General features: G+C 59.5%; 11 protein-coding genes. 2 read left to right on the top strand and 9 right to left on the bottom strand.

The window, feature by feature from the left end:
• Positions 1-21: 21 nt before the first annotated feature.
• The 8 genes from yegS to BBA90_RS09465 all read right to left on the bottom strand — a co-directional run bounded on the left by yegS (position 22) and on the right by BBA90_RS09465 (position 13763).
• On the bottom strand, positions 22-921 hold the full coding sequence (yegS, locus tag BBA90_RS09430; protein WP_065648897.1) for a lipid kinase YegS: 900 nt from the start codon (positions 919-921) through the stop codon (positions 22-24).
• 228 nt (positions 922-1149) lie between these two features.
• On the bottom strand, positions 1150-2520 hold the full coding sequence (gene yegQ / locus BBA90_RS09435; protein WP_065648898.1) for a tRNA 5-hydroxyuridine modification protein YegQ: 1371 nt from the start codon (positions 2518-2520) through the stop codon (positions 1150-1152).
• A 136-nt stretch (positions 2521-2656) separates the two neighbouring features.
• Positions 2657-3364 (bottom strand): two-component system response regulator BaeR, encoded by a 708-nt coding sequence (baeR, locus tag BBA90_RS09440; RefSeq protein WP_065648899.1) that lies wholly within the window; start codon positions 3362-3364, stop codon positions 2657-2659.
• Between the two features lie 9 nt (positions 3365-3373).
• Positions 3374-4759, bottom strand: a complete 1386-nt coding sequence (gene baeS / locus BBA90_RS09445) for a two-component system sensor histidine kinase BaeS (RefSeq protein WP_075050728.1) — start codon at positions 4757-4759, stop codon at positions 3374-3376.
• Positions 4756-6153 (bottom strand): multidrug transporter subunit MdtD, encoded by a 1398-nt coding sequence (gene mdtD, locus BBA90_RS09450; protein WP_065648900.1) that lies wholly within the window; start codon positions 6151-6153, stop codon positions 4756-4758. Before mdtD ends, baeS begins: the two co-directional genes overlap by 4 nt.
• A 208-nt stretch (positions 6154-6361) precedes the next feature.
• Positions 6362-9439, bottom strand: a complete 3078-nt coding sequence (gene mdtC, locus BBA90_RS09455) for a multidrug efflux RND transporter permease subunit MdtC (protein ID WP_065648901.1) — start codon at positions 9437-9439, stop codon at positions 6362-6364.
• Positions 9436-12558 carry an MdtB/MuxB family multidrug efflux RND transporter permease subunit gene (locus BBA90_RS09460; RefSeq protein WP_065648902.1) on the bottom strand — a complete coding sequence of 1041 codons (3123 nt, stop codon included), beginning with the start codon at positions 12556-12558 and terminating at the stop codon, positions 9436-9438. The genes mdtC and BBA90_RS09460 overlap by 4 nt, the downstream gene beginning before the upstream one ends.
• Positions 12558-13763: an MdtA/MuxA family multidrug efflux RND transporter periplasmic adaptor subunit gene (locus tag BBA90_RS09465; protein ID WP_065648903.1), complete on the bottom strand. Its 1206-nt coding sequence runs from the start codon at positions 13761-13763 to the stop codon at positions 12558-12560. Before BBA90_RS09465 ends, BBA90_RS09460 begins: the two co-directional genes overlap by 1 nt.
• 241 nt (positions 13764-14004) lie before the next feature.
• Between BBA90_RS09465 and BBA90_RS09470 the strand changes: the two genes are divergently transcribed.
• Together BBA90_RS09470 and BBA90_RS09475 are read left to right on the top strand one after the other, a co-directional pair.
• On the top strand, positions 14005-14967 hold the full coding sequence (locus BBA90_RS09470; protein WP_065648904.1) for an aldo/keto reductase: 963 nt from the start codon (positions 14005-14007) through the stop codon (positions 14965-14967).
• A 213-nt stretch (positions 14968-15180) separates the two neighbouring features.
• The gene (locus tag BBA90_RS09475; RefSeq protein ID WP_065648905.1) at positions 15181-16515 is read left to right on the top strand and encodes a carbohydrate porin; all 1335 of its coding nucleotides are present in this window, start codon (positions 15181-15183) and stop codon (positions 16513-16515) included.
• A gap of 45 nt (positions 16516-16560) precedes the next feature.
• Here BBA90_RS09475 and yegD read toward each other — a convergent pair whose 3' ends face one another.
• Positions 16561-17913: a molecular chaperone gene (gene yegD, locus BBA90_RS09480; RefSeq protein WP_065648906.1), complete on the bottom strand. Its 1353-nt coding sequence runs from the start codon at positions 17911-17913 to the stop codon at positions 16561-16563.
• Between the last annotated feature and the right edge of the window lie 25 nt (positions 17914-17938).

Genomic DNA, 17938 nt, shown 5'->3' on the forward strand with positions numbered 1-17938 from the left:
TGATGTTACGCACGCCCGTTGTTACGCCAGAAGCGCACACTGTGGCGGCAGGCGACAGCTGATTGCCCCCGACAGCACGTCAATGGTGAATTCACTGCCGCTCAGCGGTTCACCGTCCAGATTAAACGTCATCTCATGCGGCGAGCGAATGGTCAGGGAGTCGAGCTGAGCCGACACAATATTAGGGTTCTCATCATCGCGCGTCAGCGAATGGAACAGCGTTGGCAGCAGCTCCTGCGCGGTCACGATGCTGAGGTTAAGCTGACCATCGTTGATCAGCGCATCCGGGCAGAGGCGCTGTCCGCCACCCGCCTGGCGACCATTGCCGATACCGATAACCAGCGCGTCCCCCTGCCAGCTGAAACCAGGCCCGCTGATTTCACAGCTGTCAGGTTTTAGCGCATCCACGCGCATTAGACCGTGAATAAAGTAAGAGACGCCTCCCAGCGCGGATTTCAGCTTCTCCGGCGTTTCGGTGGTGATGCGCGTACCAAAGCCGCCGGTCGCCATATTGATAAAATAGCGGTCGCCATTGACCCGTGCCAGATCGATAGCGGTGGCTTTACCCACTACGGCAAGGCGCAGCGCCGGCTCCATTTCAGCCGGAATACCCACGCTGGTGGCAAAATCGTTGGCGGTGCCCAGCGGCAGAATACCGAGCACCGGACGCGAGGCGTCGGGCACGGCAGCCAGCGCCGTGGCAATCTCATTAATGGTGCCGTCGCCGCCACCTGCGATAACGGTTTCCGCCTGCAGAGCAACCGCTTCCTGTACATAGCGATCGCCATCACCCTTTTCCCAGGTGACGCGCACGGCCAGATTAAAGCCCTCTTCGCGCAGCGTATTAACGGCCGCGCGCAGATCCTCATTGCCGGCGCCTTTTCCATTCAGGATCAGCAGCGTGAGCGGTGTAGTGTGCATCTTCAGTTCCTTGAAACGTGAGACAGGGATGTGGTTATAGCATAGCTGCGGCGGGAACTTTATCGGCAGGCGCTGAAAAAAGAAAACCCGCGCGGGGGAGCCGGGCGGGTAAATGAGGTGGTTCCTGGTCGTGCATGCTGGATATTGTTACTCATTAGCAGCAGGCGCGATTCTAAAGCGCGGCGTTGCGACCGTCTGTGATCCTGTTCTAACTTCGCCGCCTTTTTTTCATTTTGTGCGATTTTTGCCGTGCGGATCGCTGGTGGTGTTGCCTTCAGGGAGATTGCGCAGCAGCAGTGCAAAAGTGAGATCCACTTCTGCCGGCACCGGGATCCAGACCCGATGACCGTCGCCGGGTGCAATGCCGATCGCTTCAGCGCGATCGTTTTGCATCGCCTCCAGCGTGCAGGTCAGGTTGCCCTGCGGCGTCATGATCTCCACCGCATCGCCCTGCAGAAATTTGTTTTTCACCGCAATCTGTGCCCAGTCACCGCGCCGCTCGCCGGTAAACTCGCCCACAAACTGCTGGCGCTCAGAAACGGAAAAACCCTGCTCATAATTCTGGTAGCTGTCATGGGTGTGGCGGCGCAGAAAGCCTTCGGTATAACCCCGATGCGCCAGACCTTCCAGCGTGGCGAGCAGAGAAGTATCAAAGGGTTTACCCGCTGCGGCGTCATCGATGGCGCGGCGATAGACCTGCGCGGTCCGCGCACAGTAGTAGAATGATTTGGTGCGTCCTTCAATTTTCAGCGAGTGGATGCCCATCGCGCTCAGCTGCTCCACGTGCGCCACCGCACGCAAATCCTTTGAGTTCATGATGTAGGTGCCGTGCTCATCTTCAAAGGCGCTCATTACCTCGCCGGGCTTCATTTTCTCTTCCAGCAGAAACAGCCGGTCGGTTGGTGCGTTGTGGCCGGGCACGGGAGCCTGCTGTCCGGACGGCTCATGCATGCCGGTAATATTGCCGACCTCATCCTGCTGACCTTCGGAGACCTTATACGACCAGCGGCAGGCGTTGGTACAGGTGCCCTGGTTTGGATCGCGTTTGTTGAGATAGCCAGAGAGCAGGCAGCGGCCGGAGTAGGCCATGCAGAGCGCGCCGTGAACAAAGATCTCCAGTTCCATCTCCGGCACCTGCGTGCGGATCTCCGCAATCTCCTCCAGCGAAAGCTCGCGTGACAGAATGACGCGCGTCAGCCCCATCTGCTGCCAGAATTTTACCGTGGCCCAGTTGACGGCGTTGGCCTGCACGGAAAGGTGGATGGAGATGGCCGGAAACGCCTCGCGCACCAGCATAATCAGCCCCGGATCGGACATAATCAGCGCATCCGGCTGCATTGCCACCACCGGTGTGAGGTCGCGAATAAACGTTTTCAGTTTGGCGTTATGCGGCGCGATATTAACCACCACATAGAATTTTTTACCCAGCGCGTGCGCTTCAGCGATCCCCTGCGCCAGATTGTCATGTGTGAATTCGTTGTTGCGTACGCGCAGACTGTAGCGCGGCTGCCCGGCATAAACGGCATCAGCGCCGTAGGCAAAGGCGTAACGCATATTTTTCAGCGTTCCCGCCGGGGAGAGCAGTTCAGGTTTAAACATGGAAGACTCACTGATGTCAGGTCAGCTGGCCATCGCGGATGGCCGCAGCAGAAGCCGCAGCGTGCGGCTCTGCAAAAGAGGCGGGAATTGTAGGCAGGGTGCGGAGTGAAGTAAATTGATCGGGATCAATAACAGGCTATGCCAGCCGGCACATATCCGCCTCCCAGCGATAGCCGATACCATATACCGCACGAATAAACGGCTGATCGGCATCCAGCGCCTCAAGCTTGCGGCGCAGGTTTTTGATATGGCTGTCAATAGTACGGTCGGTCACTACACGGTAATCATCATAAAGCTGATTCAGCAGCTGCTCGCGGGAAAACACTTTACCGGGTTCCAGCGACAGCGTTTTCAGCAGGCGGAACTCCGCCGGCGTCAGCTCCAGCGGAGCGGCACGCCAGCTGGCCTGAAAGCGACCTTCGTCAATCATCAGCAGCGACGCCTGCTGCGTCTCTTCCGGCGATTTACGCACGCGGCGCAGAATGGTTTTCACGCGCGCCACCACTTCGCGCGGGCTGAACGGCTTGCAGATATAGTCATCCGCGCCGGTTTCCAGCCCCAGCAGGCGGTCAATCTCTTCGGTGCGGGCGGTGACCATAATAATTGGCAGGTCGGAGCTGCGGCGTATTTCGCGGCACAACGTCATACCGTCGCAGCCCGGCAGCATCAGGTCGAGCAGCATCAGCGCGGGCGTAGTGTGCTGCAGCCAGGCCTGCACTTCGCCGCCACTGGCAATATGATGCGTGCGATAGTTCGACGCCTGCAGATAATCGATCATCAGCTGCGCCAGCTTGGGTTCATCTTCAACAACAAGAATTAGTGGATCGCTATTTTCCGGGCTCATACGGGCTTTCTACTGGGGAACATAGGGCAAGTTTAGCCTGATTTGTACGCCACCTAAATCAGAGTGCTCTGCAGAAATCGTACCGCCGTGCGCCTCGACGATATTTTTACAGATAGCCAGCCCCAGACCGGAGCCTCCACTGGCGCGATTGCGGGAGTTTTCCGCACGGAAAAAGCGCTCGAACAGCTGCGTGCGCTGCGCCGCCGCTACGCCGGGTGCGCTGTCATCAATACAGAGCAGCCACTGATCCTCCTGCTGCCGCATGGTAATGCGGACGTCGCCGCCGGGATAGGTGTAGCGCAGGCTGTTTTCCAGCAGGTTCGTAAACAACTGCATCAGCCGGTCAGGATCGCCAAAGCTGCTGGCTTCTGCAGGCAGCTGCAGCTGCAGCGTCAGATGGTGCGTGCGATAGCGTCCGGCAAAGCTGCCGGCGATCACTTCCAGCAGGTTAACCAGATCCAGCGGCTGTTTGCGGTAGGCAAGGGCACCCGCATCGGAGAGCGACAGCTGATGCAGGTCATCCACCAGCTTGGTCAGTACCACCACCTCGCTCTGCAGCGAACTTATCGCCTCAGGCGTGACCTGCCGCACGCCATCCTGTATCGCCTCCAGCTCGCCACGCAGGATCGCCAGCGGCGTGCGCAGCTCATGGGAGATATCCGCCATGAACGCGCGGCGATTACTCTCATTTTTTTCCAGCGACTGCGCCAGCTGATTAAAGTCGCGCGCCAGCTGACCAATTTCATCACCGCTATCAACCTTAACCCGGGTAGCAAATTTACCCGCTGCCAGCTGATGCGTGCCCTCTACCAGCCGTTTGACCGGCGCCAGCAGGCCGCGTGCCAGCAGCCAGGTCACCAGCGCCGCCAGCAGGGTAGAGAGCGTGACGATCATCCAGTTGGTCTGGCGCTGCTGCCGGTCAAAATTGATATCGGTGCTGCGCGTCAGGTTTTCCGCCGGCGAGGCAATCACCCAGCCGACAATTTTACCGGTGCTGGTGGTGATGTTACGCCGGGTTCCTTTTGGCGGAATTGGTGCGCGCGGGCCTGACAGCACCTTATATTGCTGATCGATGATCCAGAACTGTGTGCGCCAGCCGTGCGGCGGCAGCGGATTGTGGCTGCCAGGGTTCTGCTCCAGCGAGCGCAGAATGGTGAAGATAAGCCGATCGTTCTGGCGCAGGAAATCCCAGCTGCCGTGCTGCTCATACTGATCCGCCAGCGCATCACTCAGCAGCGTCAGCCGCTGTTCGTTGCCCTTTTTAATGTAATCAACAAAGCCATGCTCAAAGCTGAGCCGTACTCCCCAGTGCATAGTAATAATGACCAGCATGCAGGTGCCAAAAATCGCCATAAAGAGTTTGGCGCCGATGCCGGGCCGGAAACGCGCAATCACTTATTGCTCCTGGTTCTGAGATCAACATTTTTACTGAGGGCTTCCGGTACCCGCCAGAACACCAGCGCCGGCAGGGCGATCACCACCACCATACAGAGCCAGGTCCAGGCAAAGGTCTGCTGCGCCATGTCGCTGCCGGCAGCGGCCTGATGGCCAAACGCGCCAAGCAGCAGACCGGCGAGCGTGACGCCGATACTCATCGACAATTGCATGATCATCGACAGCAAGCTGTTGCCACCGGAGGCGAGATCGTCCGGCAGATCTTTCAGCGTCAGGGTATTCATGGCGGAAAAACGCAGGGCATTGACCATGCCGAGCAGCAGCAATACCAGCGGGAGGAGCCAGATCCAGCCGGCCAGCGCCACCACGGCAAACAGCGCTACGACCCCTGCCAGCGCCAGCGTGCTGCTGACCAGTACGCGGCGGTAGCCAAACAGATTCACGATGCGCACCACCACACGCTTGATGCCCATATTTCCCAGCACCATCGGGATCATCATCAGCCCGGCATGAAACGGCGTGAAGCCAAGACCTACCTGCAGAAACACCGGCGTCATAAACGGCAGCATGCCGCTGCCGATGCGCCCGGTAAAGCTGCCGAGCAGACCAATCGAATAGAGACGGTTATCAAACAGCCGCAGGCTGAACAGCGCGTTGTCATTATGGCGGCCGTGCATCAGATAGAACAGCAGCGACAGTACACCGGTGAGGATCAGGAGACCGGGCAGCAGTGCGCCGCTGCCGCCGCCATCCAGCGCCAGCGTCAGCGCCGCCATGCCAGCCGCCAGCAGCAGAAAGCCGGCAAAGTCAAACCGGCGCGTCTGCATGGTGTAGTTAGGCATCAGCATCAGCGTGGCGATAGCACCAATAATCCCGACCGGGATATTGATGAGAAAAATCCAGTGCCAGCTGGCGTATTCAACCAGTACGCCGCCGAGTGCCGGACCGAGCAGCGGGCCAATCTGCCCCGGCAGGGTGACAAAGGTCATGGCGGACATATATTGCTCGCGCGGCACAATTTTCATGACCGTTAAGCGGCCCACCGGCACCATCATCGCGCCGCCGATGCCCTGCACCACGCGCGCCAGGACCAGCTGGTTAAGCGTGGCAGCCAGCGCACAAAACAGCGATCCGACGCTGAACAGCACAATCGCGCTGAAAAAGATGTTACGCACGCCAAAGCGATCAGCCAGCCAGCCGCTCAGCGGCAGCATCACCGCAACCGTCAGAACGTAAGAGACGATAACGGAATGCATATGCAGCGGGCTGACGCCGAGATCCTGTGCCATAGAGGGCAGCGCGGTGTTGACAATGGTGGTATCCAGCGTCTGCATAAAGAAGCCAAACGCCACAATCCAGAGCTGCCAGCGTACCGTGGTGGCAGGTGTATTCATCTTCTCTCCTCCAGCGTAAGGGCACGTTCGTTTATCCGGGCGCATTAATGCATTATCGCCCCTGCAGGGGCGCCATTAATGGCGCCCGGGTTTCGTGCGCGTTGTTTGCCAGGGGCGCATTAATGCCGCAATCGTCCGCGTAGGGGCGCCATTAATGGCGCCCTGGATTCATGTGCGTTCGGTTGCCAGGGGCGCATAAATGCGCCCCCTACGGCATCCGGGTGGCTGCCGGCTCCGTAACTGCTCTGCGGCGGCGTAATTTATCCATCAGCAGATAGACCACCGGCGTGGTGTAGAGCGTCAGCAGCTGGCTTACCACCAGGCCACCGGCGATGGTGATGCCCAGCGGTTGCCGCAGCTCGGCCCCGTCACCGCTGGTCAGCACCAGCGGCAGTGCACCAAACAGCGCGGCCAGCGTGGTCATCAGAATCGGACGAAAACGCAGCTGACACGCCTGAAAAATCGCTTCACGCGGACTCAGCTGCTGCCGGCGTTCCGCCTCCAGCGCAAAATCGACCATCATGATGGCGTTCTTTTTCACAATGCCTATCAGCAGCAAAATACCAATCAGCGCAATCAGACTGAACGGCGTATCAAACAGCTTCAGCGCCAGCAGCGCGCCGGTTCCGGCCGACGGCAGCGTCGACAGAATCGTCAGCGGGTGTACATAGCTCTCATACAGAATACCCAGCACGATATAGACCGCCGCAATGGCCGCCAGCATCAGCCAGAGCTGGCTGGACTGCGACTGCTGAAACACCTGCGCGGTACCGGCAAAGCTGCCGCGCACGCTGGAGGGCACCCCCAGAGCCGTCATGGTGCGATCGATCGCCGCAGAGGCCTGCGACAGTGAAACGCCTTCCGGCAAATTAAACGAAATGGTTGTCGCCGCAGAAAGCCCCTCATGGTTGACGGACAGCGGTGCGTTAGCGGGCTGCCAGCGGGCAAAGCCGCTCAGCGGGATCGCTTTACCGTCGCTGCTGACCACAAACATCTGGTCGAGCGCGCTGATATCCTGGGTATAGCGCGGATCCACCTCCATCACCACTTTATACTGATTCAGCGGCTGATAGATGGTTGAGATCTGGCGCTGGCCAAAGGCGTTGTTCAGCAGATCATTGGCGGCTGAAACGTCTATGCCCAGGCGCGCCATGCTTTCGCGATCGTAGGTGATGGCCATTTCGCTGCCTTTATCCTGCTGATCGGAGTTAACATCAGCGAGCTGCGGCAGGGCAGAGAAGGCTTTGCGAATTTTGGGTTCCCATTCACGCAAGTCGGCGAGGTTATCCGACAGCAGGCTGTACTGATAGCTGGCGTTCGACTCGCGCCCGCCGACGCGAATATCCTGCACGGCGTTCAGATAGAGGCTGGCACCCGGCTCTTTGGCCAGTTTAGTACGCAGACGGGCGATCACCTGCTGGGCGCTTTCGCTGCGCTCAGTGAGGGGTTTCAGCGCGATAAACATCAGGCCGCTGTTGGTGCCCAGACCGCCGATAAAGCCAGTGACATTATCCACCGCCGGATCCATTTTGATGATATTCATAAAATCTTCCAGCTTACCGCGCATCGCCTGAAATGAGATGCTCTGATCGGCAGACAAAAAGCCGCTCAGACGACCGGTATCCTGTTCCGGCATAAAGGTTTTGGGAATGGTAATAAACAGCCAGACGGTCATCGCTACCGTGCCGCCGAGCAGCAGCAGCACCCAGATAGCGTGTTGCAGCACCCGGCGCAGCGAGCGCGCATAGCCGTCCTGCGTCCGCTGCAGCAGCCGGCTGAACAGCCCCGGGGCAGCAGGCTGCGCCGGTTGCGGCTTCAGCAGATATGCGCACATCATCGGCGTCAGCGTGACGGAGATAAAGAGCGAGATCAGGATCGCCACCGACAGCGTAATGGCAAACTCCGAAAAGAAGCGTCCGATAATGCCGCCAATCATCAGCAGCGGCAAAAACACCGCAATCAGGGACAGGCTCATCGACAGCACGGTGAAGCCGACTTCACGGACGCCGGTCAGCGCCGCCTGCAGCGGCTTCATACCAGCCTCCACGTGCCGGGCAATATTCTCCAGCACCACAATCGCATCATCCACCACAAACCCGGTGGCGATAGTCAGCGCCATCAGCGACAGGTTGTTAAGACTGAAGCCGCACAGATACATGGCAGCAAAGGTGCCAATCAGTGAGACCGGCACCGCCGCGGCAGGAATAAGCGTGGCCCGGCCGTCGCGCAGGAACAAAAACACCACCAGAATCACCAGCACCACGGCAATCACCAGCGACTGCTCCACTTCATGCAGCGAGGCGCGAATAGTTGGCGAGCGATCCTGGGCAATCTGCAGATCGATCGCCGCCGGGATGAAATCGTGCAGCACCGGCAGTTCAGCGCGAATGCGATCCACGGTATCGATGATATTGGCGTCCGGCGACTTCCGGATCACCAGCAGCACCGCTGGCTTGCCGTTGGTCATTCCGGCGTTGCGCACATCCTGCACCGAATCCTGCACGCTGGCGACATCGCTGAGCCGGACCGCCGCACCGTTGTTATAGTGCACCACCAGCGGCTGATAGGCGCTGGCGCTCTGCAGTTCATCATTGGTACGCAGCTGCCAGCGCTGCTGGCGATCGTCGATTGCGCCCTGTGGTCTTCGCTGATTGGCGTTACTGATGGCGCTGCGCACCGCATCCAGCGATACCCCCTGATTAAACAGCGCCTGCGGATTGAGATCGACGCGCACGGCGGGCAGCGAACTGCCGCCTACCGTGACGTCGCCGACGCCCTCAATCTGCGACAGTTTTTGCGCCAGCTGCGTCGAGGCGTAATCATAGAGCTGACCCGGATTATAGTCGTCCGAGGTCACTGTCAGGATCATGATCGGCGCATCCGAGGGGTTCGCTTTTCGATAAGAAGGCCGGCTCGGCATACCCGACGGCAGCAGGCTCTGCGCCGCATTAATCGCCGCCTGCACATCGCGCGCGGCACCATTGATATCGCGGTCAAAATCAAACACCAGAATGATGCGCGTGCTGCCCAGTGAGTTCGTGGAGGTCATCTCGCTCACGCCGGCGATGCGTCCCAGCGAGCGCTCCAGCGGCGTGGCCACCGAGGCGGCCATGGTTTCCGGCGACGCACCCGGCAGCGACGCCGACACCATAATCACCGGAAAGTCGAGCTGGGGCAGCGGGGCAACCGGCAGCAGACGAAAGCCGAGCATCCCCGCCAGCGCAATCGCCAGCGTCAGCAGGATGGTGGCGACCGGACGATGAATGAAGAGGGCAAAAAACCTCACGACTGCGCCTCCGGACGGCTGAAGCGCCGGCGGGTAGCGTGCGCCAGCCGGTCAAACAGCAGATAGATGACCGGCGTGGTAAACAGCGTCAGGATCTGGCTGAGGATCAGGCCGCCCACCATGGCGATACCGAGCGGATGCCGCAGCTCGGCCCCGACGCCGGTACTGAGCATCAGCGGCAGCGCACCCAGCAGCGCCGCCAGCGTGGTCATCAGGATCGGGCGGAAGCGCAGCAGGCAGGCCTGATAGATCGCGTCACGCGGCGCCATGCCCTGTTCACGCTCTGCTGCCAGCGCAAAGTCAATCATCATAATGGCGTTTTTCTTCACAATACCGATCAACAGGATGATGCCGATAATGGCAATAATATCGAGTTCGTTGCCGCTCAGCATCAGCGCCAGCAGTGCCCCCACGCCCGCAGTGGGCAGGGTAGAGAGAATAGTGATCGGATGGATAAAGCTCTCATACAGCACGCCAAGGACGATATACATTGCGACCACGGCAGCCACAATCAGCCAGACGGTGCTGCTCAGCGCCGCTTCAAACGCCAGCGTACTGCCCTGGAACTGCGTGACAATATCCGACGGCATACCCAGCGCCCCTTCTGCTGCGGTAATGGCCTGCAGCGCCTCCTCCAGCGAATAGCCGTCGGCTACGTCAAAAGAGAACGTCGCGGACGGGAACTGATCGAGGTGATTGATGCTGAGAGCGGTATGCCGCTCTTCTGTGCTGGCGATAGCGCTGAGCGGCACGCTGCCGCCGTCGCTGCTTTTGAGCCGCACACCCTCCAGGCTCGCCAGCCCCGACGTCTGTGCATTATCCTGCTCCAGCACCACACGATACTGGTTTGCCTGCGTGTAAATCGTTGAGATCAGCCGCTGACCAAACGCGTTATACAGCGCATTATCGACATCAGCCATGGATATCCCGAGCCGGCTGGCGCTGTCGCGATCAACGCGCACATACGCCTCCAGCCCCTGATCCTGCCAGTCGCTGCTGACATTGCGCAGCTGGGGGGCCTCAGCCAGCTGGCTGAGCAGGGCGGGTACCCAGCTGCTCAGAGCGTCAAGCGAGCCAGACTGCAGCGTAAACTGATAAGGGGTACGGCTGCTCTGCGTCTCAATGGTGAGATCCTGCACCGGTTGCAGCCAGAGTGAGACCCCCGGGATCTGCGCCACCGCCTGCTGCAGCCGCGCCTGCACCACCGGAATGCGGTCGTCGCGCTCATCCAGCGGCTTAAGGTTAATTTGCAGCCGGGCACTGTTAAGCGCAGGGTTGGTGCCGTCCACCCCGACAAAAGAGGTCAGGCTTTCAACCGCCGGATCCTTCATCACCACGGAGGCCACATCACGCGTGCGCTGCGCCATACTGGCGTAAGAGACCGACTGCGGCGCCTGCAGGGTGCCCTGAATAATGCCGTTATCCTGCTGCGGGAAGAAGCCTTTCGGGATCATGATCCACAGCAATACCGTCATCAGCAGCGTGCCAAGCGCCACGCTGAGCGTCAGCCACGGATGCCGCAGCACACGTGTCAGTGCACGTCCGTAACCGGCAATGACCCGCTCAAACAGCGCCTCGCTGGCGCGGGAGAAGCGGTTCTGCCGGCGCAGCGACTCTGCGCTCAGCATGCGCGCGCACATCATCGGCGTCAGCGTCAGTGACACCACGGCTGAGATCAGAATGGCAATGGCCAGCGTGACGGCAAATTCACGAAACAGCCGGCCAATTACATCGCCCATAAACAGCAGCGGGATCAGCACCGCAATCAGCGAGAAGGTGAGCGAAATAATGGTAAAGCCGATCTCTCCCGCGCCTTTCAGCGCGGCAGTCAGCGGTTTCTCACCTTTCTCGATATAGCGTGAAATATTCTCGATCACCACAATGGCATCATCCACCACAAAGCCGGTGGCGATGGTCAGTGCCATCAGCGTGAGGTTGTTGATCGAGAAGCCCATAAAATAGATGGCGGCAAACGTACCAATCAGTGAGAGCGGGACCGCCACGGCAGGAATGATCGTGGCCGGGATATTACGCAGAAACAGGTAGATGATCATGACGACCAGCGCCATGGCCAGCATCAGTTCATGCTGCGTATCAGATACCGAAGCGCGTATGTTTGTTGTGCGATCGGTCAGCAGTTTCATGTCGACCGATTTAGGCAGCGTGGCGGTCAGTGACGGCAGCAGCGCCCGGATGTTATCGGCGGTGTCGATAATATTGGCACCGGGCTGCCGCTGCACGTTAAGCACTATCGCCTGCTGGCGGTTAGCCCAGGCTCCCAGCCAGCTGTTCTCTGCGCCCGATTCTATGGTTGCAACGTCCCCCAGCCGCACCGGTGCGGCGTTGCTGTAGCTGATAATCAGGCGGCGGTAATCTTCTGCCGATGTCATCTGATCGTTTGCTGACAGCGTGACAGATCGTGACGGGCCATCAAGGCTGCCTTTCGCGGAGTTAACGTTGGCATTACGGATAGCGGTGCGCACATCTTCGCTGGTCAGTCCTAACGCCGCCAGCGCCTGCGCATTCATTTTTACCCGGACCGCCGGACGCTGTCCGCCGGACAGCGTGACCAGGCCCACGCCGGAGACCTGAGCAATTTTCTGCGCCACGCGCGTTTCAACCATATCCTGCACCTGCGTCAGCGGCAGGCTGGTTGTGGTGACCGCCAGCGTCATAATCGGCGGATCGGCGGGATTCACCTTACTGTACGCGGGCGGATTAGGCAGATCGTCAGGCAGCAGGTTAGTGGCGGAGTTAATCGCCGCCTGAACTTCCTGCTCCGCCACATCCAGCGCCAGCGACAGCTGAAACTGCAGCGTGATCACCGAGGCGCCGCCGGAACTTTGTGACGCCATCTGTTTCAGCCCGGACATCTGCCCGAACTGACGCTCCAGCGGGGCAGTAATCGACGAGGTGATCACATCCGGACTGGCGCCGGGGTAGAGCGTGACAACCTGAATAGTGGGGTAGTCCACTTCCGGCAGCGCTGAAACCGGCAGAAAGCGGTAGCCAAGCAGGCCAGCCAGCAGAATCGCAATCATCAGCAGCGTGGTGGCCACCGGGCGTAAAATAAACTGACGTGACGGCCCGCCGCCAGCGTCAGGAGGCAGCACCTGCATTATTGACGCTCTCCCCGTGCTGGCTGCGCGGCACGCGTGGTCTCTGTCGCCGTACTCTGCGGTGCCACAACGTCTACCGTCGCGCCGTCAGTGAGGCGATCGATGCCGTCGGTGATGACACGCTCGCCCGCCTCCAGTCCGGCACTGATCACCACTTTCTGGCTATCCTGCAGTCCGGCGGTGACGCGTTTCTTACTTACCTTGTTCTCGCTGTTCACCACCCAGACAAAGTGACCCTCATTGCTCATCTGCAGCGCGGCGGTCGGAATAGTCACGGCGTTCTGCAGCGTATCAGCTTTCAGACGTGCGTTAACAAACTGGTTGGGAAACAGGGTGTCATCTTCATTGCTGAAGCGTGCCTTTAGCTTAATGGTGCCGGTAGTGGTATCGATCTGGTTATCCAGGCTCAGCAGCGTGCCCTGCGTCAGCAGCGTGGTGTTGCTGCGATCCCAGGCCTCCACCACCAGCGGCTGACCGCTTTTCTGCGCTTTCAGGATCTGGCTGATATTGTTCTCAGCCACGCTGAATACCACATCAATCGGATGCGTCTGGGTGATCACCACCAGGCCGTCAGTATCGCCGGCGCTAATATAGTTGCCGGTGTCAACCTTGCGTAACCCGACACGTCCGGCAATCGGCGCGGTAATGCGGCTGTAAGTCAGATTAAGCTGCGCGCTCGCGACGTTGCCCTCATCCGCTTTAAGGGTACCCAGCGTTTCACTGACCAGCGCCCGCTGGGTATCGAGATCCTGTTGTGATACCAGTGATGTTTTCGCCAGCTTTTCATACCGGCTGAGATCGCGACGGGCGTTCGCCAGCGTGGCCTGATCGCGGGCGAGCTGGCCCTGCGCCTGCGTAAGCGCAACCTGATACGGCCGCGGATCGATCTCAGCCAGCAGCGTGCCGGCAGCAACCTGTTCACCCTCGGTAAAATGCAGCGCCATCAGCTGACCCTCAACGCGACTGCGCACCGTGACCGTATTTGCAGCGGTGACGGTGCCGAGGCCATTCAGGTAGTAAGGCACGCTTTGCAGCACGGCGGCTGCGGCCTGTACCGGCGTAGCTGGCCGGTTTGCTGCGCCACGCTTCTCGTTAGCCGGTGCCGTCTGTGATGGCGTGGTGCGCGAATGCCAGGCGTAATAACCGCCGGCCGCTACCGCCAGCGCAATAAGAACTAACAGACCCGTTTTGGTTCGACTCTTCATTACTCTGCGTGCTCTCCAGCCATGTCGTCTTCCTGATATGCCTGCCCGACATCCGGGCAGCGCAAACGAAAATAAGTGTAGCCGCCTGCGCCAGGCGAAAATTGAAGGAATTAAGAATATCTGCTCAGCGCGGCGTAAAGGATCCCCAATGCTGACACTATTCTGGCATGAATAGACCCTGCTGCGACTTTTTCATTTGCTACGCTTAAAGACAAACCTATCTTTAATCAGGGAGAGCGCAATGAAACAACCTGCAACCCGCCAGCTGGGCGACAGTGGTATTACCGTTCCGCGCCTGACGTTTGGTGGCAATGTTTTTGGCTGGACGGTCGATGAAAAGACCTCGTTTTCACTGCTGGATGCGCTGGTCGAACACGGCCTGTTTTTTATCGATACCGCGGATGTCTATTCCCGCTGGGTCCCGGGCAATCAGGGAGGGGAGTCGGAAACCATTATCGGCAAGTGGCTGAAGCAGAGCGGCAAGCGCGATCGGATCGTGCTGGCGACCAAAGTCGGCATGGAGCTGTCGCCGGAAAAAACCGGACTGAAGCCCGCTTACATTCGTCAGGCGGTAGAGGATTCGCTGCGCCGGCTGCAGACGGATGTGATCGATCTTTATCAGGCGCATCGCGATGATGAGCAGACGCCGCTGGTGGATACCCTGAAAGCGTTCGACTCCCTGATCAAAGAGGGCAAAGTGCGGGCCATCGGTGCTTCAAACTACTCCGCAGCGCGCCTGCAGGAAGCGCTGGATGTCAGCAGCAAAGAAGGGCTGGCTCGCTATGAAACGCTGCAGCCGGAATATAACCTTTACGATCGCGAAGGGTATGAGAACGGCCTGGAGCAGGTGGCAGTGAAAAACGGGCTTGGCGTGATCAACTACTACTCACTGGCAAGCGGCTTTCTCAGCGGGAAGTACAAAAAGCCGCAGGATGCCAGCAAAAGCCCGCGCGGGCAGGCGATAGTGGAAAAATATCTTAATGAGCGCGGCAGTCGCATTATTGAGGCGCTGGAAGATATCGCCGCTTCACACGATGCCTCAGCCACGCAGGTGGCGCTGGCGTGGCTGATTGCGCGTCCCGGCATCACCGCACCGATTGTCAGCGCAACCTCGCTGTCGCAGCTGGATGAACTGGTCAAAGCCACTCAGCTGGAGCTGAGCAAACAGGAAATTGAGGAGCTGGCGCGCGCCAGCCGCGTCTGATCCCGGCCGGGGTGCTGCGGCACCCCATACATTGATGCAGAGCAATCAATAGTCACCGTCACGTTTTAAATGTTTAAATCTTAGATCTTCATCACAAATGCGATAATCCACTGTCAGTACAGATCGAAATCCACACGAAACTGCAAAACCCTGCTGCTGCCCGGCACTATCCTCTGCGCGATTTTCCCTTATAACTTGCAGAAGATAACAACGATGAAAACAATTTTTGCTTTGCGTCCGCTGCCACGCCTGGTTGCGGGCACGCTGATGCTGGCTATGTTCAGCTCTGGCGCCATCGCGGCAGATGCGTTCAGCTACGATTCACCTTGGATGCTGGGCGACTGGAACGGTAGCCGCGCGCAGCTGGAAAATGAGGGCGTGAAGTTTGACGTTAATTACACCATGGAGAGCGCCGCCAACCTCGGTGGCGGGGCTGACAGTCACACCTCTATGCGCTACAGCGATCAGTGGGCATTTGGCGCGAATCTCGATCTGCAGAAACTGCTCGACTGGCAGGATGCGCAGTTCCAGGTAACGGTGACTAATCGCGACGGGCGCAATATTTCTGATCAGGTAGCCGATCGCCGCACCGGCATGCTCTCCTCCGTGCAGGAGGTTTATGGTCGCGGGCAGACGTGGCGTCTGACGCAGTTCTGGCTGAGCAAAGGGCTGTTTGACAACCGGGTCAATCTCAAGGCCGGACGGGTCACCGTAGGTGAAGATTTTGACAGCCTTGACAGCAAGTTTCAGAACCTTGCATTTGGCAGCGGGCAGGCAGGCAACTGGCGCGGCGATCGCTGGTTCAACTGGCCGGTTTCACAGTGGGGCGGACGCCTGAAAGCGAACATCACGCCCGATCTCTTCTTCCAGGTCGGCTTTTACAACCAGAATCGCGCCAACTACGATCGCGGCGACGGTTTCCGTCTGGATACCCGTCATTCAGAAGGCAATCTGGTGCCGGTCGAGCTGGGCTGGAAACCGACCCTGGGCGCAGCGGGTCTGCCGGGTAACTATCGCCTTGGCTATTACTACTCCTCGGTAAACGGAGATAATTACGGCAGCTGGCGTGAAGGGGGCTATCAGCGTCAGGATCACGCGTATGGCGGCTACCTGCTGCTGCAGCAGCAGCTGACCGCGCAGGGCGGGGACGCCAGCCGCGGGCTCGGGATAACGGTGCAGGCGGTCATGAACGATCGTAAGACGTCGAAAACCGATAATTATCAGTCCATCAGTTTTACCTGGAAGGGGCCGTTCGATGCGCGTCCGCAGGATGAGATAGGTGCCGGCGTCGCGCGTATTCACGTTAACAGCGCTTACAGCCGCGCCCTGCGCCAGCAGAATGCGGCCAGCGGCGAAACGCGCTTCGACAGCCCGGCCTATCTGCCGCTGCAGGCGGGCTCGGAATACAACTATGAGATTTATTACAATGCGCAGCTGGCGAAGTGGCTGCAGCTGCGACCTAACCTGCAGTATGTCGTGGCACCGGGCGCGGTCGGAGAGGTGAAAGACGCCTTTGTCGGCGGTATCTCAGCCAATATCAACTTCTGACGGACTAAGAGGAGGCGCACAGGCTGCACCTCCTCTTACGACTGACTAGCGGAACATCACTTCTGCCCAGCGCGCCAGTCCGGCGGTTACCGAGCCAAAGTCATCGCCGCCGGCAATCGGGGTGTCAGGCAGCGCCTGCTGCAGCGCGGCACGCAGCACCGGCGAGCGTGCGCTGCCGCCAGTGAGATAGATCACATCCGGGCGGGTCTCGCTGGTGGCCAGCGCCAGCTGTACCTGTTCCAGCATCCGCTCCAGCGGCTGACTGATCGCCTCTTCCAGCTGCGTCGCGCTGATCTCTGCCTGCAGTGACTGTGCAATAAACGCCAGCGACGCATCCGTTTCCGCCTGTGCTGAGAGCGCAATTTTGCTCTCTTCAGCCGCGCGTACCAGCCGGTAGCTTAGCTTCTGCTGCCACACTTTGAGCAGATGCGCCACGCTGTTTCCCGCTTCTGCATCCCGCACCAGATCCTGCAGCAGCTTACCGCAGGCCGCAGAATAGAACTCGCTTTGCGCCGGAACGTCGTTGATTGCGACGGCGTTCCACCACGGCAGGGCGGGGAGCGCCGTGCCCTTGCGGGTGCTGCCACCCAGGCCCAGCAGCGGCATCAGCGTTTTAAACGCCAGCATAATGTCGAGATCGTTACCGCCGACCCGACAGCCGCTATGGCCCAGCAGGCTGGCGTGACGGTCAGCTTTCTGGCGCCACTCTGGCCCCATCAGCAGCATGGAGCAGTCGGTGGTGCCGCCGCCGATATCGACCACCAGCACGCGCGTCTCTCTGTCCAGCGTGGCTTCAAAGTCCAGCCCGGCTGCGACCGGCTCAAACTGAAACTCGACGTCACGAAAGCCGGCCCGCTGTGCCGCGCGCAGCAGAATACCCTGCGCCTGCTGGTTAGCATCGTCACCGCCCAGCCCCTGAAAGTTCACCGGGCGACCGATAACCGCCTGGTCAATCTGCTGCCCGAGCTGCGCCTCACCCTGCTGGCGGATATGCACCATCATGGCGCACACCAGATCTTCAAAAAAGGCGATTTGCTGCGGCTTCAGGCCAGAGGCACCTAAAAAGGATTTCGGTGATTTGACGAACCAGACATCTTCCGGCTCCACCATATATTGCTGCAGCGCGGTCAGCCCGAACTGCACGCTGCCAGGCGTTATCTCGATATCTTCTTCGCGGTTATAGCGCAGTGCACGCTGCAGCAGGGCGGTGCTTTCGCTCGCCGGCGTGGGCACCTGATGGTGGCGATGCAGCCATTCGCTAATCGCCTCGCGTACGGGGGCGCAAATCATTGAGGGCAGCAGCGGCTGGTCATTTTCCAGCGCCAGCATCCGCGGCGTGCCGTTATCGCTTACTGCGATAGCGCAGTTCGCTGTGCCGTAGTCAAAACCGATATACATCTTATGCCCCATGCCAGAAAAAAAG

The organism is Pantoea eucrina (assembly GCF_001691555.1).
Classification (GTDB): Bacteria; Pseudomonadota; Gammaproteobacteria; order Enterobacterales; family Enterobacteriaceae; genus Pantoea; species Pantoea borealis.

Excerpts from the sequence above, each read along its gene's own strand:
- yegS (WP_065648897.1), bottom strand. The coding sequence starts at position 921 with ATGCACACTACACCGCTCACGCTGCTGATCCTGAATGGAAAAGGCGCC.
- yegQ (WP_065648898.1), bottom strand. The coding sequence starts at position 2,520 with ATGTTTAAACCTGAACTGCTCTCCCCGGCGGGAACGCTGAAAAATATG.
- baeR (WP_065648899.1), bottom strand. The coding sequence starts at position 3,364 with ATGAGCCCGGAAAATAGCGATCCACTAATTCTTGTTGTTGAAGATGAA.
- mdtD (WP_065648900.1), bottom strand. The coding sequence starts at position 6,153 with ATGAATACACCTGCCACCACGGTACGCTGGCAGCTCTGGATTGTGGCG.
- BBA90_RS09460 (WP_065648902.1), bottom strand. The coding sequence starts at position 12,558 with ATGCAGGTGCTGCCTCCTGACGCTGGCGGCGGGCCGTCACGTCAGTTT.
- BBA90_RS09465 (WP_065648903.1), bottom strand. The coding sequence starts at position 13,763 with ATGAAGAGTCGAACCAAAACGGGTCTGTTAGTTCTTATTGCGCTGGCG.
- BBA90_RS09470 (WP_065648904.1), top strand. The coding sequence starts at position 14,005 with ATGAAACAACCTGCAACCCGCCAGCTGGGCGACAGTGGTATTACCGTT.
- BBA90_RS09475 (WP_065648905.1), top strand. The coding sequence starts at position 15,181 with ATGAAAACAATTTTTGCTTTGCGTCCGCTGCCACGCCTGGTTGCGGGC.
- yegD (WP_065648906.1), bottom strand. The coding sequence starts at position 17,913 with ATGTATATCGGTTTTGACTACGGCACAGCGAACTGCGCTATCGCAGTA.